This window comes from Pseudomonas sp. CM27 (assembly GCF_013179515.1).
In the GTDB taxonomy this organism is placed as follows: Bacteria; Pseudomonadota; Gammaproteobacteria; order Pseudomonadales; family Pseudomonadaceae; genus Aquipseudomonas.
Genome location: NZ_JABMCN010000044.1, coordinates 7,348 through 28,440 on the forward strand (window position 1 = coordinate 7,348; position 21,093 = coordinate 28,440).

The following is a 21,093-nucleotide window of genomic DNA, read 5'->3' on the forward strand; positions in this document are numbered from 1 at the left end:
ATGTTCGCCCGGCGGCCGCCACCAGCTATGCCTACGTCAACCCGGCGGTAGCGGTGTTGCTGGGCATCGTCTTTGCCGGTGAACAGATTGGCGCCGAAGAGTGCGTGGCCATGGCGGTGATCATCGGCGCGGTGGTGCTGATCGGCCTGCCGCAGTGGCGCAAGGCACCTGCGCCGGCGCAACCGTTGAAAGGTGAAATCTGCAAGTAGGCAGGGGCGATGCGGTAAACTTGCCGCCTTCGCTGAACCCCCTGACGGTATTGCCATGAATTTCGCCAAACTCGGCCTGATCGAACCGCTGCTGCGCACCCTGCAGCAGCTGGACTACACCACCCCGACCCCGGTGCAGGCCAAGGCCATCCCCGCCGTGCTGGCCGGCCGCGACCTGATGGCCGCAGCCCAGACCGGCACCGGCAAAACCGCAGGTTTTGCCCTGCCTGTGCTGCAACGTCTGGCACTGGAGGGCGAGAAGGTGGCCGCCAACTCGATCCGCGCGCTGGTGCTGGTGCCCACCCGTGAGCTGGCCGAGCAGGTGCACAACAACGTGCGCGAGTACGCTGAAAACCTGCCGCTGAGCACTTATGCGGTGTATGGCGGGGTCAGCATCAACCCGCAGATGATGCGCCTGCGCCGCGGCGTCGACCTGCTGGTGGCCACCCCAGGTCGCTTGCTCGACCTGTTCCGGCAGAACGCGGTGAAGTTCAACCAGGTGCAGACCCTGGTGCTGGACGAAGCCGACCGCATGCTCGACCTGGGCTTTGCCGAAGAGCTGCAGTCGGTGTACGCCGCACTGCCACGCAAGCGTCAGACGCTGCTGTTCTCCGCTACCTTTTCCGAGCAGATCCGCATGCTGGCGGGGCTGGCCCTGAATGACCCGCTGAGCATCGAAGTCAGCCCGCGCAACGCCGCGGCCGCCAGCGTCAAGCAGTGGCTGGTGCCTGTGGATAAAAAGCGCAAGGCCGACCTGTTCTGCCACCTGCTGCGCAAGCAGCGCTGGACCCAGGTGCTGGTGTTTGCCAAGACCCGCAACGGCGTCGACCAGCTGGTGGAGCGCTTGCTGGCAGAAGGGGTGAATGCCGACGGCATCCACGGCGACCGCCCTCAGGCCACCCGCCAGCGCGCCCTGGACACCTTCAAGGCCCGTGAAGTGCAGGTGCTGGTCGCTACAGATGTGGCGGCCCGTGGCCTGGATATCGACGACCTGCCGCTGGTCGTCAACCTTGACCTGCCGATTGTTGCCGAGGACTACGTGCACCGCATCGGGCGTACTGGGCGGGCGGGTAACAAGGGCGAGGCGATATCGCTGGTGTGTGCCGATGAAGTGCAGATGCTGTCGGCCATCGAAGTGCTCACCCGGCAGACCCTGGCGCGCCATGAAGAGCCTGATTTCATCCCCGAACACCGGGTGCCGATGACCGACGCCAGTGGCCAGGTGGTCAAGAAGCCGAAGAAGCCCAAGAAGCCAAAGGAAAACAGCGCCAAGCGGGGGTTGGGGCGCTGGATGGACAGTGGCGAGCCGGAGCCGGCGGTGAAGGCTGTGCGCAAGGTGCCTAGCTTCAATGGTGGGCCACGCAAGCGTAAGCCTTGAAAATTCTGGGGCTGCAAAGCAGCCCCGGCAATCTTTCAGTTAATCCGCATTACCCAATCCGCTGCCGCTCGCCCGGCGCGCAGCCCACTGGCAAAACATGCGGTCAGCAGATACCCGCCAGTCGGCGCCTCCCAGTCCAGCATTTCGCCGGCGCAGAACACCCCCGGCAGGGCCTTTATCATCAACCCCTCATCCAGCCCCTCGAAACGCACCCCGCCCGCGCTACTGATCGCTTCATCCAGCGGTCGTGCCCGCACCAGCGTGATCGGCAACGCCTTGATCGCCCGCGCCAATGCTTCGGGGTCGGCAAACGTCGCCTGATCGGTCAGTTCCCGCAGCAGCGCCGCCTTCACCCCGTCGATGCCCAGCTGGCTGTGCAAGTGCTTGGCCATGGAGCGCGAGCCTCGCGGTCTGGCGAGTGCCTGGGCAACTTTGTCCACAGGCTTGTCCGGTAGCAGGTCGAGCAACAGCACCCCACGGCCTTCGCGGTTGATGGCCTCGCGCACTGGCGCCGACCAGGCGTACACCAGGCTGCCCTCGATGCCTTGGGCAGTGAGAATGAACTCACCTTTGCGCGGCGCGCTGCCCGCTACCCCAAGGGCGATGTTCTTCAAGGGCGCCCCGGCAAACTTGTCCTTGAGCAGCGCGCTCCAGCCTTCGACTTCGAAGCCGCAGTTGCTCGGTTGCAAGGCCGAGATATCCACAGCCCGTTCGGCCAGCAGCGGCTGCCAGCTGCCGTCAGAGCCCAGGCGCGCCCAGCTGCCGCCGCCCAACGCCAATACCACGACCGCAGCATTCAGTAACCGCTCACCCTGTGTATAAGCGATTCGCAAGGCGCCCTCGGCGTCCCAGCCCAGCCAGCGGTGGCGGGTGTGGATAACTACCCCACTGTCGCGCAGCCGCTTGAGCCAGGCGCGTAGCAGGGGTGCCGCTTTCATGTCGGTGGGGAACACCCGGCCCGAGCTGCCGACGAAGGTTTCAATGCCCAGGCCATGAATCCACTGGCGCAAAGCGTCGGCGTCGAAGTCGCGCAGCAGCGCAGCGATCTCGCCCTGGCGCTCTGCATAGCGGGACACGAATGCCGGGTAGGGCTCGGAATGGGTGATGTTCATGCCACCGACCCCGGCCAGCAGGAACTTGCGCCCCACCGAAGGCATGGCGTCGAACACCTCGACCGCCAGGCCCGCTTGGGCCATGGCTTCAGCGGCCATCAGGCCGGCGGGGCCGCCACCAATGACGACTGCGAGGGGAGGGAAGGTGGGCTTCAGATCGGACATGGCGGGCGGCGGGCTGTGGAAAAGATGCGCATTCTAACGCAGGGCTGCCAACGGAAGCACTGGTCAAAAAATGATCAGTTCTATGCAAGCCTTACGGGCCATGGCTCACAGCCGCTTTCCAGCAGGTTATCCACAGGTGGTTCCACAGTCATTGTGAACAACCCATGACACGTGCTGCGCTGTGATGGAGGATGCCGTGGCGTTTGGCCAAGGCCGCGCGGTCTTTGCTGTAGCCACCGCCGATCACGCCCACCACCGGGATGTCGCGGCCCAGGCAGTGGCGCAGCACCGCCTCGTCCCGCGCGGCAACACCGACGTCGGTCAATTGCAGGTAGCCGAGGGCGTCGTCCTTGTGCACATCCACGCCGGCGTCATACAACACCAGGTCGGGTTGATACAGGGGCAGCAGGTAGTTGAGCGCGTCGTCGACCACCTTCAGGTAGGCGGTATCACCCATGCCACGGGGCAGCGGGATGTCCCAGTCGCTTTGCGCCTTGCGCGCCGGGAAGTTCTGCTCACAATGCAGCGATACGGTGATGGCCTCTGGTGTGTCGTGCAGGATGCGCGCGGTGCCATCGCCCTGGTGGACGTCGCAGTCGAAGATCAGCACGCGATGCACCCGGCCAGCTTCCAGCAGGTAGCGGCTGATCACTGCCAGGTCGTTGAAGATGCAGAAGCCTGCCGGGTGGTCGTAATGGGCGTGGTGGGTGCCGCCGGCCAGGTGGCAAGCGATGCCGTGCTGCAGTGCCATCTCGGCGCTTAGCAGCGAGCCACCGACTGCGCGTACGGTACGCCGGGCCAGGGCCTCGCTCCAGGGCAGGCCCAGGCGGCGCTGGTCCTCGCGTGACAGCTCGCCGTTCATGTAACGCTCGATGTAGCCGCGGTCATGGGCCAGGGCGAGGATATCGTTGGGGCAGATATCCGGACGCAAAAGCGCCTGGTCGGTGGTCAGCCCGCTGTCGACCAGGTGGTCGTGAAGCAGCTAGAATTTCCATTTATGCAGTGATACTTCTGAACGCTGCTTGGCCCCCTTTGGCACTGAATCGTAGTCGAGCAGTAGTGGAGTAGCGCTGCCGATGATAGCCTTATGCCTTTAATCAGGGAGGTGGCTATGCGGGGTCTAGGGATTACGGTGCTGGTGCTGGGCTTGTTTGCGATCATCGGGGCACTCGCAATGGATGTCTCGGTTTCGTCGGGCACTGGACGGGTTAACAACATTGGCTTGATTGCGGACCAGCAGAACTACATCACTATTGGTGGCCTGATGCTGCTCCTGGGTGCTGTGCTGGCCATTGCTGGCAGGCGGCGTGAAGCGGTGGGCGAGAGCGGTAAGGATTGCCGGGCCTGCCCGATCTGTGCTGAAACCATCAAGATTGCCGCGTTGAAGTGCAAGCACTGTGGCTCGGATACCTCCAGCACTGCTAAAACTGGAGAAGAGACGCAACCGGCTGGTGATGCGGAAGATATTGTTGGCACTCAGATATGGATTGCCCGAGGAGCTATATTGGCCGTGTTCGTTGGCATTATCCTGGTCTCACTGATGAGGCATTGATGGCCTGCAACGACGGAACTATGTCCTAAGCTGCTCTATCACAGAGGCGATTGCATCGGCGTTTGTGTCGAGGGCCTGCAAAGCTACCATCGCGTTATCGTGGACGTTCACAGAGCCACGCTGGCGGATCCAAGTGCTCAACTCCTCGATAGCTGCTCTCAGGGCTGTCTGATTCATCAGCAGCAGCTCAAGGGCATCAGCGGTTGCAGCGGCTTTGTCGTCCATATCAGGGATTCCCTTATCCTGGCGGTGATGCTCGATTCAGGGAGCTTACAGGACGCTCAGGCTTGCTGGCAGTGATGGCGTGTTACCAACGCCCGGATTTCAAAACTTTTCTACGACGCTTGCCCTGTTGGGTAAACGGCCTGCGGTTACTGCCACTGCCAAACTTATACGGTCGAAAACCATCATCGGCGCTAATTGGAACAGTCGCCAAGCGAATCAATTTCATTTTTAATTGCGTTAAGCTGTACTTTAAGATCAGCGAGTCGCGAATATAAACAATCTATATAAGGTTTCTTGCTGTCATACTGTATATTAAGTGGGGTGCCGTGAAGGGTGCTTTGATCTATTAGATTCTGCAGGAGAGAGGAATTGTTCCCGCTTATCATCCATCCTCTCATGATTTGATAAGAAGGCTTGCCTAGCTGTTGGCAGAACTTTGTGAGAGCTAGGCCCGATGCTCTGTATTCTCTAATAAAAAAGCAACGCTCGTCTTCAGTATATCGTCTGGCCTGCTTGGGGATGTGTACTTCGTCTTTCATATTATAGCCTTAGGATAAATGTAACCACCTAGTCTTGCCTCTAATCATATACCGACCATGCAGAGCTGCAAGTGCTATCAACCGCTACCATGGGTGGCATTAACTAAGAAAGCTAGAATACATCGGCTACTAATTGCGTATCATCGTCCACACCAGCCCTACGGTTGATGAGTCGAATGAAAGCCAGAAAAACAAAGCGGCTGCGGAGATAAAGCCAGCAATACACAAGTAGATTTCTTTGTTATTGAGTTCCATCTTGCCCCCCCTTATGACCCAGCCCACGATATCCTATGCAGGGCGAATCGCAAAGGGTGTATGGCACATTGCCTGCATTTTTTGTACATAAGGACAGTGCTTTTGAGGTTTAGCGATAAACGCTTTCGTTTGCGATTTGTTTATCACTTAACGATCACTAGGTTGGTTGCTCAACTGAGCTTTAGGCCGTTGATTTCGGTTAGCACCCAAAGGAGCAGGAGTTCGGTTGCGTGATGACACACAAGCACTAGAATTGTCCAACGAACCTGGTGAGAGGTTGGTATGCGCATTCGAGGCGACGTTTTCTGGAAGTGGACTGATCCCAAGCTCCATCATCGGGACCACGACGAAGTGCTAGGCGACGGCACTTCTATCGATGTGCAAGTGAGGCTGTCGCCGACAGGGAGCACTCAGATGTTCATCGGGGTATATGCACAATCCGGGATGCTTCTTCACGAAGAAGCGTTCGATAACCGTCCAGGAGAGTCGATGACTCGTGCGTTGGCGTGGGGTGTTGAGCACGCTAAGCAGTTGGCAAGGGAAATGCCTGGTAAGCGACAAACCACTGCTTCCAGGGGCGCTGCTACCTAAAATTTTTTTCCCGGCACCTTGGCCTGTTTGGAAAGCGCCAGTGATCCAGGCGGGCGAATATCAATGGGGAGCTGGGGAATCGGCTGAAAACTTGGCAACGGGCGGTCGTGGTCAAGTGCCCTTTGCGGGCCAGCAGAAGGGTACAGCGGCAAAAATCAAACTATCGACAGGGGTGTACTGGCCCACCCCTTTACGTTGCTGTAATCGCCCGTTAAGGCCTCACAGCCCTAGAAAACATACTTGTGATAGGTCGATGCAATGTCGGCCTGGGTGATGCCGATGTAGGCCATAGTCACCGCTGGGCTGCTGTGGTTCAGCATCTTGCAAATCTTTTCAATCGGCTCCCCGCCATTGTGCATCATCCAGCCGCGTGTCTTCCGCATAGAGTGCGTGCCCAGGTGCAGGCTCATCTCATCGCCTACAGCCTTGAAGGCGTTCGCCACTGCAACACGGCTTACAGGCTTGCCTTTGGCGCGGTTGCTCTCCACCTCGAACAAGTATTGGTGGGCAGGGTGGGCAGCTTTACGGCGCTCTACGATGCCCTTCGCGCCACTGTTCAGGTCAATCTCACGGGTTTTGCCAGTCTTGCCTTCCCGGATGGTCAGCTTGTCACCTTGCACGTCCTCAAAGGTGAGGCTCAGCAGGTCACTGATTCGCAGTGCTGTGTTGATGCCGAAGCGCCAGATGTCGGCATACAGGGTATTGCCCTTGGCGTTGGCGGTTAGCTTGCGGCTGATTACCTCAGCTTCGCCCTGTGTTTTCACTGCTTCGACGGTGTTCATCTAATTTACATTCCTGGCTTGATCCCTCTTATTTGTTAATTACAGCACAGGCTGGCAGCGGATGTCCAGTGTTTTCGGGGGTTGGCTTATTTACAGAATCCCATTCTGTTAAGTAGGACTGCATCCTGGCTGGTGTCCTGGCTTTCCTCTAGGCACAACAAAGCCCACACATGTGTGGGCTAGAGGTAATTCATTTTCCTCAATCTGAGGAAAAGTAAATTTGGGGTGGGATATTTTGGAGGGTGATATTCGACAGACGAAGAAAAGCCCGCACATGGCGGGCTAGAAGATGGGTCCAGTTTTGGAGGCATCTATCGGGCAGCTACGAAGTCCCGAGGGGACGCTCCAGATTTGGAGACTCCTCCGCTTAGGCGCTGTGGTGCATATCAGTGATTTCCTGAGGGGCACGCCCTGGAGCAATAATCCCACACAGAAACTAGGTAAAATCTGACTCAAGGGACAAGTTCTTAACCCCCTGCGATGCAGAGCCTTGTAAATAGGGGCTTGTAGGCATCTGAGGGTGTGGGAGAGCTTGAACAGGCGCCTGAGGGCGATTAGATATTGCATAGATCGGGGATTAGTTATCGGGACTACCTAGGATTAGCTCAAGACGACGGAAATTTGCGTCATGCTGAGCCTGAGAGCTGTTCCCCAAATGTGGGAAGCTGCGTCATTCTCCGCCAATGGCGGAAAAGTAAATTATCCCCTGGCATCTCATCAAGCTGCTGCCCGGTGTTCATCCTCTACCATTGGCTGCATCAAGTCGGCCAGCATAGGCGGGAACTCCAGGTGCTCTGGATAGCTGTTGAAGCCCCAGCGGCTGTAATACTTGCCCTTGTAGGTCCGTTTAAACCCGTCCTGATTCCTGTACTCGTGCCGTGCTTTCTCAATTGCACCCTGGAGGCTCCAGAGCAGCCCTGTACGTGCTTCTTCTACTTGGCCGGGGGTACAGAGGTCCAGGGCAAGCAAGGATTGCCATACTGGCTCTGCATCGGCGTACAGGCTATCAACGAACTTATCCCAGCTTCCCAAGGCTGCATATCGCCATTGTTCCGGTGCTTGCACGGTGGGCACCAGGGTGGCCACGTCGATACGCTTCAGCAGGCGGGCTTGCAGGAATCCTCTAGGAACGTCTGCACCAGATAGAGCGTGGTAGCAGTGTTCTGCAATGCTGCTGATTAATAGGCTGTGGTCTGCATCAATCAACTGCTGATCCGGTGTGCCCCACGGCTGCTGCCAGTTCACGTATTCAAGTGGGCTCCACTGTGCATCCTTCAACGGCAGAAAACTTCTATGGTCGATGCCCTGCTGAGTCTCCGCCTGGGCTATGTAGATACCCAGCACTCGCACCAGGGCGAGCATAAAACGGCAATTGTCCCTGTGACGTTCTGAGAGAGATACAGCGGCCATCCGCTCCAGCTCATCGGCATATACGCACAAGGTGGCACGGGTATACAGCTCTGGCCTGAAGCTGGAAACTGAAGTCTTGCCCCGCTGGATGGCATCCATAATCTCTAGATCCTTAAGCGTTTGTTGCTCAAGCTGGGCGAGGGTATAGCGTTGCTCCAGGGCTTTTACGGCTGTGCCCTTCTGCTGGCGGTTGTAGATACGCTGGGCGAGCGTGTGTACCGTGTCCATCCTGATAAGGTGAGGCTGGTTCACATAGTTGGTAAACTCGTCTCCCAGGAAGGCGTGAATCTTGTTGGTGATCTGCTGCCTTGTGTCGCCCTTGGATACTTCCCACTTCTTAATCAGCTTGCTGGCTGGCACTCTCAAGCCTGCATCTGCTGAAACAAACTTGTTGCTGGCGCTCAAGTTGTGTGCGTCCAGGCTGATAAACAGGTTGAGGTAATGTAGGGCGCCTGTGGAGCCGTCTGCACCTGCATTGGCCTGGATATGGCTGCGGTGGAAAAGAGACTTCCTTTCTTCGGAGTTGTAGCCGTAGCACTTCTCATAACTGGTATTGAAGTTATCCAGCTCTACCAGGGAAGCAGTGGTGTTTCCCCACAGGATGGCAACGTTACCTGCTCGTCTGCACTGGCCAATTACGAACTTGCCCACTGGGCTCTTGCTCCAGCGGTTTTTCTGCTCTTCTATGCGAGACTGCTGCTTAGCTGCCTTTTCCGCCTCTCTCGACTTGGCCTTTCTACAGGAGTCGTGGCAGAAGCGTTTAGTCTTGTCCGCCTGTTCCCGGCGCCCTGTGTAGGGAGTCTTACAGGTGAAGCAGATGTAACTGTAGTTACGGGTGTTGTTCTTGGTCTTGCTTGTTGACATTCGTTCCACTCTCTAGGGAATCAAGCCGCATGGCAGCTTCTTCAATCAATTGTTCTACCAATCGGGTAGGGTTAAGGGCGCCTGTGTGTTCCATCAAGCGGAGCAGCTTGGCTTGGTGCTCAGGCCGGTAAACTGAAATTCTCATGTGCGTTCCTACTGGAATTGTGTATAGGCGATTGGGCTGGAGCCCTAGTGCCATGCGGGTTTGAACGATTAAGGCGGACAAGTTCTATACTACCTGCCGACCTTCCCGAGGACGCACGAATCCCGATGAAATCAGCGGCCATATCGGCTTGATCGTCAGGGCGGCTATCTCGGGGAGGGGGAGCTATTATTGGAAGGTGGCAGGCAATTGCCAATCGTATTGTTGTATCGAGCTGATAGCTCTGCTGAATCGGCTACTTCTTCCGACTCTGTTCCTCGGCTCGCATCGACTTGATGTAACACCCTACCATCCATTCGATGAACTCTCGAACTGGCATCTGGTGTTTACGGGCATGGTAACTGAGGGTGTGGAAGTCAGCAGCATTGAAGCTGACACCCAGTGCCTTAGTGTGTTGGTATTCGTTACTCACGCTGCTGCCTCTACCTTGGCCTTCATCTTGGCAGGCTTGGCATATTCAGCGATCAATGCTGCGTGTGCCTTCTGGCGTGCTGCTTCTACCTTATCGGCCAAGGCTTTCGCTGCTGCCGCTTCTTGTTCGCGGATTTCACGGGCAAGGGTGATTTCAACCTGGCGGGCAGTCTCTGCAATGTTTCGAGCATAACGATGTTCGGCATACTCTTCTGCAACTTCTTTTGCAAGGACAACTAGGTCGGCGTCAATATCAGCTTGAGGCTTCTTCAGTTGAACCTTCAGGTATAGCGGCTGGTGGAATGCACCGGCGATAACATAGCCTTTATTAGTCCACTCCAGCATATCGATGAGGGCGTAGGTTAGTGGCTTGTCACTGAACCAATCAACGTGGGCGCCAAGCTGTGGATGAGCTGGTGACTGCGAGTGTCGGTAATACTGGGCGGTACGCTGGTCTAGTAGCTTTTGAAGTTCGTCGGCGTCGTGTGTGAAGAACTCGGCAACGTCGATGCCGTATTTGTGTTTAGTAGTCATGATTATTTCTTCCGGGGTAGTTGGTATTTGCGAGGGTGTTTAAACATGTCTGCGATGCTCTCTCTGAAGCGATCGTCAGCGATTGGTAGTTGGGTATTGCTTGTGCTGTTGCAGCTCTGTACGGCGCTCTTACGAGCTTCTAGAGCCACTATAAGTTCTGCTCTGGTAATACCGCGTTCTTTGGCAGCGTTGTCCAGCAATGTATCGAGTTCGGACTTCAGATTCTTTTGAGCAAGTAGAGCCTTGCCATACTCGACTCTTGCTCCCGTGAGCTTCGCCTGGAGCTGGGCACTGTTCTTGGCCTTAGCCCGGTAATCCAATAGATCCGAGAGGGTTACAACCATACCAGCCGGAAGCACATTGTCTTCATAGTGGTTAAGCCACGCCAGTTCAGCCTGTGTCGCTTCCACGTATTCGTGCTGTGCAGTGTTGCCTGGGAAGTGGTCACAATAGCTGATAAGGGCGCCATTGCTCTTGAGCACTTCCAAGTAGATGTTATTAGTCATTAAGCAGCTCTTGTTCTTGTTGCTTAGCCTGTTCCTGGGCGATGAACAACTGTTCAAGTTCGGCCTGGGTGGCTTTGTTGTTTTGCTTCCAAGTTCTACTCTGGCAAGTACTGTTGCAGAAGCGGCTGAGGGGGCTGCGAGAATAGAAGGTGCGAGAGCAGCCTTCGCAAGTGCTACGTCGTAGAGGGCGTTGTTTCATTGTTTGTATACCTTGTAATGGATTAGTTAGGATCAGTAGGCAAAAAATACCCCGTCGCTCGTGAGAGGTTCGGGGCAAAGGGCATTTAGCAGATGGGTATTGCAGGGACACTTAACCGAAAGTGTGGGGTTTGCCTGAGCAGGCGAAACTTAGAATTAGTGGCCAGTTGCGTTGCAGCCCTGGCCGGGGCTTACCTTGAAGTGTAAACATCCACTATCCGGTACAACTGTCGTCGAATCTTCAATCGGACCCGGATTGAAAACAGGATTGAACACGCACAGACAGTGCCTTTAATTTCCGGCTGTGCATATTCGATTAGGAAAGGGGGGGGCGAGAACTTTAGGACAGAGTTCTCACAGAAGGGTGCTAGTATAGCAACTTTTCTTGGGTTTGTCAAGCATAATTCAGTCATCTATGCAAGTGTTTTCTCAATTATTTTGATAGGCGGTCACTGAGGCACCAGCACTGTGCCCCCCTCGGGATACTCGATTGTCCATTTCTTGTGTTTACGGGCGTACCCGACGTACTTCACCTTACCTGCTGGGTTGTCGTCGGCACTGCGGTTAACTTCAAGCGTGCCGTCTCGGTGGCAGATGATCCGATAGCCGTCCTGTTGCAGTAGGTTGGCTACAGCGAAGGGATCGCCGCCCAGGAATCGCTGAAAGGCGAACAGGCTAACCACTGGTGTATCCCCCACGACGGGCAGAGACGCCAGTTCCTGATCTACGCCCTTCCGCTGATCCACCAGCTTCTGATAGTCGTTCCAGGCGTCCTGGTCGTCTTCGTCCATCTCCACAAACTTCCGCATCCTGGCCTGCTGTTGCTTCAACTGGTCTAGCTGACCCTCCAGCTTGATCCGCTGGCGCGTGTTCTCGGGCAGCTTGGTGCGTTGATATGCACGGAAAGCGTGAGGCTTGCGAGTTTCCCCGTAGAACCATCCAACCACGGGGACGGGGATGGTCTTCTGGTTCGTGCATTTATCGTTGCTCTGCATCCGACGATAACAACGGACGGCATCTGTCTGCTGCCTGGAGTTCTGGCGGAGTAGCACCATATTAGAGCCGCAGTCAGCACATTGCAGCAGTCCAGCCAACGGGAACTTACGGGCAACGGTGGGGGGCTGGTCGGCTAGGTCGTCCAGTAGTTTCTGTACTTGGTAAAACAGTTCCTCGGAGACGGCTGGCTTGAAGACGTTCTTTATCAGTTCACCTAGAACCCGCTTTTTCTTGCCGTCCACTTCAGCAGTGACTGTGCGTTGCCAGTGGCCGATGGCGGCAGGGTTTCTCAGGGCGTGCTTGAGGCTCTGGCGGTTGCCAAAGTATTGGGCGTACTGGCTCGCCAGGGCACGCAAGGGCACACCGTTTGAGAAGGCTGTGAAGACTTGCTCCACGGCGGCTGCTTCGACTTCCTTCAATTCGCCTTCGCTTGTGAGCCAGAACGGGTTGCGGCGTTTGATCGGCTTTCCGTCCTTCGCGTCCTTGGCCCGGTCGACGTAAGAGCCGACAGTGAAGTCGGACAGCCGAACGGCAAACTCGTGGGCTGCCTGAGCCTTCATCGCCAGGTAGAGCAGACTGTTGCCCTTCAGGGACTTCGCGTCGTACCACTGGCCATCGTCCAGGGTCACAAGGTCAATTCCCGCCTGCACGATTGATCGAAGGTTGTTAAGAGTGTCCATCGGCTCCAGTCGACTGAAGCGGTCCATTGCTTCGACCAGTACCACGGTGCCAGCAGGGAAGTGGCCGTCCTCAATTGCCTTCAGCAGCTTACCCATCGCACCAGCTTCAACGTGTTTGCCGCTGGAGCCGCTTACACCTAGATCCTCAAATTTCCGCTCATAACGGGAGTATTCGGGATGGTGGGCGAGCCACTTAACAATGAGGTTTTCTTGACGATCAAGGCTGCTGCCGTAGCTCTGGCGTTCGCTTGAAAAACGGACATAGGGCACTGCTATGGGCATGGTGGGAGGCTCCGAAAACTATCACTGCATAGCATACATTCCCGCAGGCGGAACTTGTCCATCGGAAAGCGGTGTTCGGCGGGGAACTCCGGGCTGTAGTCTTCGTGGTAGATCAGCGGCAACGGCATGGGGCATTCGCAATCAGGGCCAGTGCTGATCTTGCCAGTTATCGCCCTGCGCTCGCCAATACTCGTTGCCAGTCCGGTTCGTTCAGGCGCCCGAGGATGCGTGCCTTGCCATTGCCATCCACCGAAACGAACAATGCGCTGGCGTAACCGCTTTCACGCTCACCGCCTGCAACGTTCTGCTGGCGGGCGAAGTGATCGATGCAACCGTTATGCGTCACCAGTACCAGGTTATGCCCCGGGCGCTTGCGGGCCAGGGCTTCACTGGCAAACCGATTGTCGCACCCTTCCAGCCAGTCTTCGCTGGCCACTGCCTGGCCAAGGATGAAGTGCGCGGTTTGCCGGGTGCGCAGTTTCGGGCTGCTGAGCAGATCGGCGTTGTTCAGGCCCAGCTGGTGCAGCCCTTGGCCGACCCGGCCGGCGGCCTGGCTACCGGCCACGGTGATGCCGGTGGGGTCGTCCAGGCAGGGGCCGGGGGCGCTGTCGCAGCGTTCGGCGTGGCGGATCATCACGATCACCGCCCCCTCGACCCAGTCCTGCAGCAATCCGCTGTCACTCAGTTGTTGATCGTTGCCAAGGTCCACGATGTGCGTCCTCGTCGCCAGCCAGGTGGTCAACGCCGCCACGACCATGCACAGGCCAAGGGCGGCACCGAGGGCCTTGCGGCCCAGGCGGCGCTTGCGCCGGGCGTGGATGGCAGGGTGCCCCAGGGTATTGCTCGATAACATGCGTTGCTCCATAGACATGGCCGCGCCTGGCGCGGCAGTGGTGGCGAGCATGTTGCCGAGCGGGCTGTCGGGGACCGGTGAAGGGCTTGTGAAAATTGCATTCGGTTGCTGCAGCTGGGTGAAACCCGCACCCGCGCCTACGCTGTAAACTGCAAGGCGGCAAAACCGGAGCAGGCCCGATGACCCCCATTCATGAACTGCAAAGCGCACGGCTGGTGCTGCGCCAATGGCGCGACGACGACCTGGGCGAGTTCGCCGCGCTGTGTGCCGACCCGCAGGTGATGCGTTATTTCCCCGCCCCACTGACGCGCCTGGAGGCTGCCGCGCTGATCGGCCGCGTGCGCGGGCATTTCAACGAATACGGTTTTGGCCTGTGGGCGCTCGAACGCCAGGACACCGGTGCGTTCATCGGCATGACCGGGTTGCTCAACGTCAATTTTGACGCCAGCTTCGCGCCAGCCGTGGAGATCGGTTGGCGCTTGGCGCGGCGCCACTGGGGCCAGGGCTTTGCCAGCGAAGCGGCGTGGACCTGCCTGCGTTGTGCGTTCGCCCAATTGCGCCTGGAGGAAGTGGTGTCGTTCACTAGCGAGAGCAACCTGCCGTCGCAAAAGGTGATGCAGGCCATTGGCATGCAGCAGGACGTGCACGGCAGTTTCGAGCACCCCCGCCTGCCCGTCGGGCACCCGCTGCGCCCGCATGTGCTGTACCGCATCGACCGCGCGCACTGGGAGCGCACCCTGCGCGCCTGAATACACGGCCATGCCCGGCGCGAATGACAAACCCTGTATCATTTGCCCTCATAACAGCGCTGTAGAGATGTGTTGCCTTGCTAGGAGAAGCCCCGATGAGTCATGTGTTGGACGACCTGGTCGACCTGTTGAGCCTCGAGTCCATCGAGGAGAACCTGTTCCGCGGACGCAGCCAGGACCTGGGCTTCCGCCAGTTGTACGGTGGGCAGGTGCTGGGCCAGTCATTGTCGGCGGCCAGTCAGACGGTCGAAGACGCACGCCATGTGCATTCGTTGCACGGCTACTTCCTGCGCCCGGGCGATGCCAGCCTGCCGGTGGTGTATTCGGTGGACCGCGTGCGCGATGGCGGCAGCTTCAGCACCCGGCGGGTGACTGCGATCCAGAAGGGCCATACCATCTTCACCTGCAGCGCGTCGTTCCAGTACGACGAAGAAGGCTTCGAGCACCAGGCACAGATGCCTGATGTGGTCGGCCCGGAAAACCTGCCCACCGAAGTGGAGCTGGCCCGCGCCATGGCCGATCAGCTTCCCGAGCGAATTCGCGACAAGGTGCTGTGCGCCAAGCCGATCGAGATCCGCCCGGTCACCGAGCGTGACCCGTTCAACCCCAAGCCCGGCGACCCGGTGAAGTACGCCTGGTTCCGCGCCGACGGCAAGCTGCCCGACGTGCCAGCTTTGCATAAATACCTGCTGGCCTACGCCTCTGACTTCGGCCTGCTGACCACGGCGTTGCTGCCGCATGGCAAGTCGGTGTGGCAGCGCGACATGCAGATCGCCAGCCTCGACCATTCGCTGTGGTTCCACGGCAACCTGCGCGCAGACGAGTGGCTGCTGTATGCCACCGACAGCCCATGGGCCGGCAACTCTCGCGGTTTCTGCCGTGGCAGCATTTACAACCAGGCCGGGCAACTGGTGGCGTCGTCGTGCCAGGAAGGCCTGATTCGCCACCGCAAGGACTGGGCATGAACCTGGCCGAGATCCGCAACTGGGTGTTCGACATGGACGGCACCCTGACTGTGGCAGTGCACGATTTTGCCGCGATCCGCGAGGCACTGGAGATTCCGCCTGAAGACGATATTTTGACCCACCTGGCGGCGTTGCCGGCAGCGGAGGCGGCGGCCAAGCATGCCTGGTTGCTGGAGCACGAGCGCGACCTGGCCATTACCTCGACGGCAGCCAGCGGGGCGGTGGAGCTGGTGCGCGAGCTGGCCGGGCGCGGTTGCCGGCTGGGTATCCTCACCCGCAATGCGCGGGAGCTGGCGCATGTGACGCTGGAGGCGATCGGCCTGGCGGACTGTTTTGCCGTCGAGCATGTGCTCGGGCGGGACGAAGCTGCGCCCAAGCCAAGCCCTGATGGGCTGCTGAAGATCGCCAGCGCCTGGGGCGTGGCGCCGAGCGAGCTGGTGATGGTCGGCGATTACCGCTTCGACCTGGACTGCGGTCGGGCGGCGGGGGCGCGTACGGTACTGGTGAACCTGCCGGACAATCCCTGGCCGGAGCTGGTGGATTGGCATGCGGCCGATTGCCGGGCATTGAAGGTGATGCTGGGCTGATCTTTGTGTTGGCAATGCGGGCCCTGTCTATGCTGAACCCCATTCTTTTCCCTGAAACGGAGACCCACCCATGACCAGCAAGGCCATCTACGTACAACCCGGCGGCGGCTACGACAAGGTCGAGGTCGGCACCAGCGAAGCCGCTGCACCACAGGCCGGCGAGATCACCGTGCGCCTGCACGCCAGCTCCCTCAACTACCACGACTTCGCGGTGGTCAGTGGCATGTGGGGCCCGAGCGAGCGGCGCATTCCCATGGCCGATGGCGCCGGTGAAGTGCTTGCGGTGGGTGCCGGCGTCACCGAGTTCCAGGTAGGCGACAGCGTGGTCAGCACCTTCTTCCCCGACTGGCTGGACGGCCAGGCCAATGTCGAAGGCTTTGCCAGGGTGCCCGGTGATGGCCTCGATGGTTACGCCCGCGAGCAGGTCACCGCCCGCGCCACCTCGTTCACTTTGGCGCCCAAGGGTTTCAGCCACGCCGAAGCCGCTACCCTGACCACTGCCGGGCTTACCGCCTGGCGTGCGCTGATGAGCGACGATCACCTCAAACCGGGTGACACGGTACTGGTGCAGGGCACTGGCGGGGTGTCGATCTTTGCCCTGCAGTTCGCCAAGCTGGCCGGCGCCACGGTCATCGCCACCTCGTCCAGCGACGCCAAGCTCGAGCGCCTGAAAGCCCTGGGGGCCGATCACCTGATCAATTACAAGAGCACCCCGGCCTGGGGTGAGAAAGTGCGCGAGCTGACCGACAACCGCGGTGTCGACCATGTCATCGAAGTGGGCGGACCGGCGACGCTGGAACAATCGATGATTGCCGCGCGCATTGGCGGGCATGTGTCGCTGATCGGCATTCTCACCGGTGTGGCCGGGCAATTGCCGCTGGTGCAGGCGCTGGTGCGGCAGATTCGCCTGCAAGGCGTGCTGGTGGGCAGCCGCGCGCAGCAGCAGGCGATGGTGCGGGCGATCGATGCCAACGGCTTGCGGCCAGTGGTGGACAAGCATTTCGAGCTGGAGCAGATCGTCGAGGCGTTCCGCTACCAGGAGAGCAACCGCCACTTCGGCAAGATCTGCCTGACCTGGTGAAGTGCGGGCGGCTGGATGTAACAGTCGCCCTGCAAGCCAATCCATTCGCCGAGGATGCGGTACGCCAGCAGGTGCATGCGGGGTAGTGTGACGGCGCCTATTCCGGCAGCAGCCGATCGCGGCTGTTGGACAGGTGCAGGCACACCGCCGCGCGCGCTGCATCCGGGTCTTGCCGGCGAATGGCATTGAGGATTGCCTCATGCTCCAGGTTGGCCAGGTACGCCTGCCGCGCCAGCCTGGACCCTGCACGCTCAGCCTGGGCCATGCGGTTGCGCGGGATCAAGCCATTGCCCAGTTGCAGCAGCATTTCGGTGAAATACAGATTGCCGGTGGCCTCGGCGATCAACAGGTGAAAACGCCGGTCGGCCTCGATGCAACTGTCGCCCGCGGCGGCCAGGTCCTGGTAGTCATCCAGCGCCTGGCGCATGCGTGCCAGTTGCCCTTCATCACGGCGCTGCGCAGCCAGGGCGGCGGCCTGGCCTTCCAGGCCAATGCGCAGTTCCAGCAGGTCGCGCACATTGGCCGCACTTTCCGCGGCGATGCGCAGGCCAGCCTGTGGCTGGCGCTCCATCACGAAGGTACCGATACCGTGGCGTGGCTCCACCAGCCCCGAGGCCTGCAGCTTCGACAAGGCTTCGCGAACCACCGTGCGGCTTACCCCATGCTCGCGCACCAAGGTGTTCTCCGAAGGCAGCTTGTCACCAGGCTTGAAGGTGCCGAGCAAAATCTGTTGAGTCAGGCTCGAGACCAGGTCATGGGCGCGGCTGTGGCCGCGTTTATGGACGGGTGTGGTTTCCATGTGGCGGTCCGTTCTTGTTGTGCTTGTACGACAAGTTAATCGATAAAAATATTTTTTGTCGGTTTTTCGGTAATCAGGCTTCGCTGATCCATAAGCTGTTACCGCATGATCGAAGCAAGTTAGCATTGTGACAGCTTGTATTTTGGGTTTTAAGCGCTAATCGCCATCTTGTCGTACAACTTCCCTGCGCATATGCTCCACCCCACTGTCATGTCAGACAACCTCGACCCGCACAAAAACAATTAGTGGGAGATTCGTAAGTGAACGACACCCTCGCTCCGTCTGCACGGGCTGAAGGCGACGCGCTGGCCAGTGCCGTGGCCAAGGTCAAGCGCCACGTCCTGCCGCTGTTCGTCATCATGTTCATCGTCAACTACCTCGATCGTGTCAACATCGGCTTCGTCCGCCCGCACCTGGAAAGCGACCTGGGCATCAGCGCCGCTGCCTTCGGCTTTGGCGCCGGCTTGTTCTTCATCGGCTACGCACTGTTCGAAGTGCCGTCGAACATGCTGCTGCAAAAGGTCGGTGCACGCCTGTGGCTGACCCGCATCATGTTCACCTGGGGGCTGGTGGCCACGGCCATGGCCTTTGTGCAGACCGAAACCCAGTTCTACGTGCTGCGCTTTTTGCTGGGTGTCGCCGAAGCGGGCTTCTTCCCCGGGGTGATCTACTACTTCACCCGCTGGCTGCCGGCGGCCGAGCGGGGCAAGGCGATTGCCATCTTCCTCAGCGGTTCGGCACTGGCCTCGCTGATTTCCGGGCCGCTGGCCGGGGCGCTGATGCAGATCCAGGGCCTGGGCCTGCATGGCTGGCAGTGGATGTTGTTCATCGAAGGCATGGCTTCGGTGACGCTGTGCTTCTTCGTGTTCTTCTGGCTCGACTCCAAGCCCCACGACGCCAAGTGGCTGAGCAAGGCCGAGCAGGACGCGCTGGTCGATACCATCGACCGCGAGCAGCGTGAGCGCGAAGCCGTCGGCGCGGTAAAGGTGTCGTCCTGGAGCCTGCTCAAGGACCGCCAGATCGTGCTGTTCTGCCTGATCTACTTCTGCATCCAGCTGACCATCTACGCCGCGACCTTCTGGCTGCCCAGCATCATCAAGCGCATGGGCGACCTCAACGACCTGCAGGTAGGGTTCTTCAACTCGATCCCGTGGCTGATCTCGATCCTGGCCATGTATGCCTTCGCCGCAGGGTCTGCACGCTGGAAGTTCCAGCAGGCCTGGGTCGCGGGTGCGCTGCTGATCGCTGCCATTGGCATGTTCATGTCCACCACCGGTGGGCCGGTGTTCGCCTTCGTTGCCGTGTGCTTCGCCGCCATCGGCTTCAAGTCGGCGTCGTCACTCTTCTGGCCAATCCCGCAGGGCTACCTGGATGCGCGCATCGCCGCGGCAGTAATCGCGCTGATCAACTCGGTCGGCAACCTTGGCGGTTTCGTTGCCCCCACCACCTTCGGCCTGCTGGAGCAGCAGACCGGGTCGATCCAGGGCGGCCTGTACGGCCTGGCGGTGACCTCGGTGCTGGCGGCCATCGCCATCTTCTTTGTGCGCACGCGCCCAAAGGGCGTGCCTGCCGATCCACTCAAGGCCCCTTCGGCCCTGGGCCAGACCCACTGACGACTGCGAGACAACAATCATGAACATGCAGACCTTGCACACCAGCACCCCCGTGGTCACCGACCTGCGCGTCATCCCCGTGGCCGGCCACGACAGCATGCTGCTCAACCTCAGTGGCGCCCATGGCCCGTACTTCACCCGCAATGTGGTGGTGCTGCGCGACAGCGCCGGCAATACCGGCCTGGGCGAAGTGCCTGGTGGCGAGAACATTCGCCAGACCCTGGAAGACGCCCGCAGCCTGGTGGTCGGCCAGCCGATCGGTCATTACCAGCGCGTGCTCAATGCCATGCGCCAGACCTTCGCCAACCGCGACAGCGCCGGGCGTGGCCTGCAGACCTTCGACCTGCGTATCACCGTGCATGCGGTGACGGCTGTCGAATCGGCGCTGCTCGACCTGCTCGGCCAGCACCTGAATGTGCCCATGGCGGCACTGCTGGGTGAGGGGCAGCAACGGGATGCGGTGAAGATGCTCGGCTACCTGTTCTATATCGGTGACCGCCAGCAGACCGACCTTGCCTACCGCAACGAAGCTGATGCCGATGACGACTGGTTCCGTCTGCGCCACGAACAGGCCCTGACCCCGGAGGCGGTTGTGCGCCTGGCCGAAGCGGCCAAGCAGCGTTATGGCTTCAGCGACTTCAAGCTCAAGGGCGGCGTGCTGCGAGGTGAAGAAGAAATGGAAGCGGTGACGGCGCTGGCCGAACGCTTCCCCGAAGCGCGCATCACCCTGGACCCCAACGGTGCCTGGTCACTCAAGGAAGCCATCGCCCTGTGCCGCGACAAACACGATGTGCTGGCCTATGCCGAAGACCCGTGCGGCGCCGAGAACGGCTACTCGGGCCGCGAGGTGATGGCCGAATTCCGTCGCGCTACGGGTTTGCCCACGGCTACCAACATGATCGCCACCGACTGGCGGCAAATGGGCCATGCCATCCAGCTGCAGTCGGTGGACATCCCGCTGGCCGACCCGCATTTCTGGACCCTGCAGGGGTCGGTACGGGTGGCGCAGATGTGCAATGACTGGGGGCTGACCTGGGGGTCGCACTCGAATAACCACTTCGACATCTCGCTGGCGATGTTTACCCAGGTGGCGGCTGCGGCGCCGGGCGAGATCACCGCGATCGATACGCACTGGATCTGGCAGGACGGCCAGCGCCTGACCCGGGAGCCACTGCGCATCGTCGACGGGCACGTGGGGGTGCCGGCGCGGCCGGGGTTGGGGGTGGAGCTGGATGAAGACCAGCTGGCCAAGGCCCATGAGTGCTACCGCAATATGGGCCTGGGAGCACGGGATGACAGTGTGGCGATGCAGTTCCTGATTTCGGGGTGGAGTTTCGACAACAAGCGGCCTTGCATGGTCAGGTGAGCCAGCATCGAGGTGTTGCAAGGAGGCCCTGGGAGACCGGGGCTTTTTTGTATCCGACCAAGAGTGCGCATGGCATCAAATCGATGCGGTCGAGGTGGAGCTGGCTTGCCGGCGATAGGGCCAGGGCAGGCAACACACATTCAAATGAAAAACAAAAGCGCCAGATGACCCGGTGGCGCAATCGGACATGCCATTCGCGACATCTGGCGTGAATGGAAAGGCCCTGTC

Annotated in this window: 18 protein-coding genes and 2 pseudogenes; 10 read left to right on the forward strand and 10 right to left on the reverse strand. The window is 59.5% G+C overall.

Annotation, left to right across the window (positions count from 1 at the left end; translation table 11 throughout):
- Together HP547_RS07925 and HP547_RS07930 are read left to right on the forward strand one after the other, a co-directional pair.
- Positions 1-209, forward strand: a pseudogene (locus tag HP547_RS07925) (drug/metabolite exporter YedA); the annotation flags it as partial.
- Positions 210-264: 55 nt separating this feature from the next.
- Complete coding sequence (locus HP547_RS07930) at positions 265-1,587, forward strand: DEAD/DEAH box helicase (RefSeq protein ID WP_172219893.1); 1,323 nt, start codon at positions 265-267, stop codon at positions 1,585-1,587.
- Positions 1,588-1,622: 35 nt separating this feature from the next.
- Here HP547_RS07930 and HP547_RS07935 read toward each other — a convergent pair whose 3' ends face one another.
- Both HP547_RS07935 and HP547_RS07940 read right to left on the reverse strand, forming a co-directional pair.
- Positions 1,623-2,864: a TIGR03862 family flavoprotein gene (locus tag HP547_RS07935; RefSeq protein WP_172285972.1), complete on the reverse strand. Its 1,242-nt coding sequence runs from the start codon at positions 2,862-2,864 to the stop codon at positions 1,623-1,625.
- Between the two features lie 148 nt (positions 2,865-3,012).
- Positions 3,013-3,846: pseudogene (locus HP547_RS07940) on the reverse strand (histone deacetylase); the annotation flags it as partial.
- 165 nt (positions 3,847-4,011) lie between these two features.
- Here HP547_RS07940 and HP547_RS07945 point away from each other — a divergent pair.
- Positions 4,012-4,416: a zinc ribbon domain-containing protein gene (locus HP547_RS07945; protein WP_256676286.1), complete on the forward strand. Its 405-nt coding sequence runs from the start codon at positions 4,012-4,014 to the stop codon at positions 4,414-4,416.
- Positions 4,417-4,434: 18 nt separating this feature from the next.
- Here HP547_RS07945 and HP547_RS07950 read toward each other — a convergent pair whose 3' ends face one another.
- Complete coding sequence (locus tag HP547_RS07950; RefSeq protein WP_172285973.1) at positions 4,435-4,641, reverse strand: hypothetical protein; 207 nt, start codon at positions 4,639-4,641, stop codon at positions 4,435-4,437.
- Between the two features lie 1,076 nt (positions 4,642-5,717).
- Here HP547_RS07950 and HP547_RS29575 point away from each other — a divergent pair.
- Positions 5,718-6,026 carry a hypothetical protein gene (locus tag HP547_RS29575; RefSeq protein WP_256676287.1) on the forward strand — a complete coding sequence of 103 codons (309 nt, stop codon included), beginning with the start codon at positions 5,718-5,720 and terminating at the stop codon, positions 6,024-6,026.
- A gap of 227 nt (positions 6,027-6,253) precedes the next feature.
- Here the strand turns inward: HP547_RS29575 and HP547_RS07955 are convergent, their stop codons facing one another.
- The 6 genes from HP547_RS07955 to HP547_RS07980 form a co-directional block, all read right to left on the reverse strand.
- Positions 6,254-6,808 carry a tyrosine-type recombinase/integrase gene (locus HP547_RS07955; RefSeq protein WP_172285974.1) on the reverse strand — a complete coding sequence of 185 codons (555 nt, stop codon included), beginning with the start codon at positions 6,806-6,808 and terminating at the stop codon, positions 6,254-6,256.
- Positions 6,809-7,525: 717 nt separating this feature from the next.
- On the reverse strand, positions 7,526-9,082 hold the full coding sequence (locus HP547_RS07960; RefSeq protein WP_256676288.1) for a hypothetical protein: 1,557 nt from the start codon (positions 9,080-9,082) through the stop codon (positions 7,526-7,528).
- 571 nt (positions 9,083-9,653) lie between these two features.
- A complete protein-coding gene (locus HP547_RS07965; protein ID WP_172285975.1) occupies positions 9,654-10,190 on the reverse strand; it encodes a hypothetical protein in 537 nt (178 codons plus the stop codon).
- 2 nt (positions 10,191-10,192) lie between these two features.
- Positions 10,193-10,696, reverse strand: coding sequence for a hypothetical protein (locus tag HP547_RS07970; RefSeq protein ID WP_172285976.1), 504 nt, complete (start codon positions 10,694-10,696; stop codon positions 10,193-10,195).
- Between the two features lie 647 nt (positions 10,697-11,343).
- On the reverse strand, positions 11,344-12,852 hold the full coding sequence (locus HP547_RS07975) for a recombinase family protein (RefSeq protein ID WP_172285977.1): 1,509 nt from the start codon (positions 12,850-12,852) through the stop codon (positions 11,344-11,346).
- Between the two features lie 166 nt (positions 12,853-13,018).
- Complete coding sequence (locus HP547_RS07980) at positions 13,019-13,705, reverse strand: histidine phosphatase family protein (RefSeq protein ID WP_172219884.1); 687 nt, start codon at positions 13,703-13,705, stop codon at positions 13,019-13,021.
- A 179-nt stretch (positions 13,706-13,884) separates the two neighbouring features.
- Here HP547_RS07980 and HP547_RS07985 point away from each other — a divergent pair, with 179 nt between their 5' ends.
- The 4 genes from HP547_RS07985 (at position 13,885) to HP547_RS08000 (ending at position 17,087) form a co-directional block, all read left to right on the forward strand.
- Positions 13,885-14,454, forward strand: a complete 570-nt coding sequence (locus HP547_RS07985; RefSeq protein WP_172219881.1) for a GNAT family N-acetyltransferase — start codon at positions 13,885-13,887, stop codon at positions 14,452-14,454.
- Positions 14,455-14,549: 95 nt separating this feature from the next.
- A complete protein-coding gene (gene tesB, locus HP547_RS07990) occupies positions 14,550-15,419 on the forward strand; it encodes an acyl-CoA thioesterase II (RefSeq protein WP_172219878.1) in 870 nt (289 codons plus the stop codon).
- Positions 15,416-16,006, forward strand: a complete 591-nt coding sequence (locus tag HP547_RS07995) for an HAD family hydrolase (RefSeq protein WP_172219875.1) — start codon at positions 15,416-15,418, stop codon at positions 16,004-16,006. The genes tesB and HP547_RS07995 overlap by 4 nt, the downstream gene beginning before the upstream one ends.
- 70 nt (positions 16,007-16,076) lie before the next feature.
- The gene (locus HP547_RS08000; protein ID WP_172219872.1) at positions 16,077-17,087 is read left to right on the forward strand and encodes an NAD(P)-dependent alcohol dehydrogenase; all 1,011 of its coding nucleotides are present in this window, start codon (positions 16,077-16,079) and stop codon (positions 17,085-17,087) included.
- Between the two features lie 97 nt (positions 17,088-17,184).
- Here the strand turns inward: HP547_RS08000 and HP547_RS08005 are convergent, their stop codons facing one another.
- Complete coding sequence (locus tag HP547_RS08005; protein ID WP_172285978.1) at positions 17,185-17,886, reverse strand: FadR/GntR family transcriptional regulator; 702 nt, start codon at positions 17,884-17,886, stop codon at positions 17,185-17,187.
- 260 nt (positions 17,887-18,146) lie between these two features.
- Between HP547_RS08005 and HP547_RS08010 the strand changes: the two genes are divergently transcribed.
- Together HP547_RS08010 and gudD are read left to right on the forward strand one after the other, a co-directional pair.
- A complete protein-coding gene (locus HP547_RS08010) occupies positions 18,147-19,499 on the forward strand; it encodes an MFS transporter (protein WP_172285979.1) in 1,353 nt (450 codons plus the stop codon).
- Positions 19,500-19,518: 19 nt separating this feature from the next.
- Positions 19,519-20,865 (forward strand): glucarate dehydratase, encoded by a 1,347-nt coding sequence (gene gudD / locus HP547_RS08015; RefSeq protein WP_172219863.1) that lies wholly within the window; start codon positions 19,519-19,521, stop codon positions 20,863-20,865.
- The last annotated feature ends 228 nt before the right edge of the window (positions 20,866-21,093 follow it).

Bases quoted from the DNA above. Each gene is read 5' to 3' on its own strand.
- HP547_RS07975 (WP_172285977.1), bottom strand. From the start codon at position 12,852: ATGCCCATAGCAGTGCCCTATGTCCGTTTTTCAAGCGAACGCCAGAGC.
- HP547_RS07980 (WP_172219884.1), bottom strand. From the start codon at position 13,705: ATGTTATCGAGCAATACCCTGGGGCACCCTGCCATCCACGCCCGGCGC.
- HP547_RS07950 (WP_172285973.1), bottom strand. From the start codon at position 4,641: ATGGACGACAAAGCCGCTGCAACCGCTGATGCCCTTGAGCTGCTGCTG.
- HP547_RS07960 (WP_256676288.1), bottom strand. From the start codon at position 9,082: ATGTCAACAAGCAAGACCAAGAACAACACCCGTAACTACAGTTACATC.
- HP547_RS29575 (WP_256676287.1), top strand. From the start codon at position 5,718: ATGCGCATTCGAGGCGACGTTTTCTGGAAGTGGACTGATCCCAAGCTC.
- HP547_RS08000 (WP_172219872.1), top strand. From the start codon at position 16,077: ATGACCAGCAAGGCCATCTACGTACAACCCGGCGGCGGCTACGACAAG.
- HP547_RS07970 (WP_172285976.1), bottom strand. From the start codon at position 10,696: ATGACTAATAACATCTACTTGGAAGTGCTCAAGAGCAATGGCGCCCTT.
- HP547_RS07965 (WP_172285975.1), bottom strand. From the start codon at position 10,190: ATGACTACTAAACACAAATACGGCATCGACGTTGCCGAGTTCTTCACA.
- HP547_RS08005 (WP_172285978.1), bottom strand. From the start codon at position 17,886: ATGGAAACCACACCCGTCCATAAACGCGGCCACAGCCGCGCCCATGAC.
- HP547_RS07985 (WP_172219881.1), top strand. From the start codon at position 13,885: ATGACCCCCATTCATGAACTGCAAAGCGCACGGCTGGTGCTGCGCCAA.
- HP547_RS07930 (WP_172219893.1), top strand. From the start codon at position 265: ATGAATTTCGCCAAACTCGGCCTGATCGAACCGCTGCTGCGCACCCTG.
- HP547_RS07995 (WP_172219875.1), top strand. From the start codon at position 15,416: ATGAACCTGGCCGAGATCCGCAACTGGGTGTTCGACATGGACGGCACC.
- HP547_RS07935 (WP_172285972.1), bottom strand. From the start codon at position 2,864: ATGTCCGATCTGAAGCCCACCTTCCCTCCCCTCGCAGTCGTCATTGGT.
- HP547_RS07955 (WP_172285974.1), bottom strand. From the start codon at position 6,808: ATGAACACCGTCGAAGCAGTGAAAACACAGGGCGAAGCTGAGGTAATC.
- gudD (WP_172219863.1), top strand. From the start codon at position 19,519: ATGAACATGCAGACCTTGCACACCAGCACCCCCGTGGTCACCGACCTG.
- tesB (WP_172219878.1), top strand. From the start codon at position 14,550: ATGAGTCATGTGTTGGACGACCTGGTCGACCTGTTGAGCCTCGAGTCC.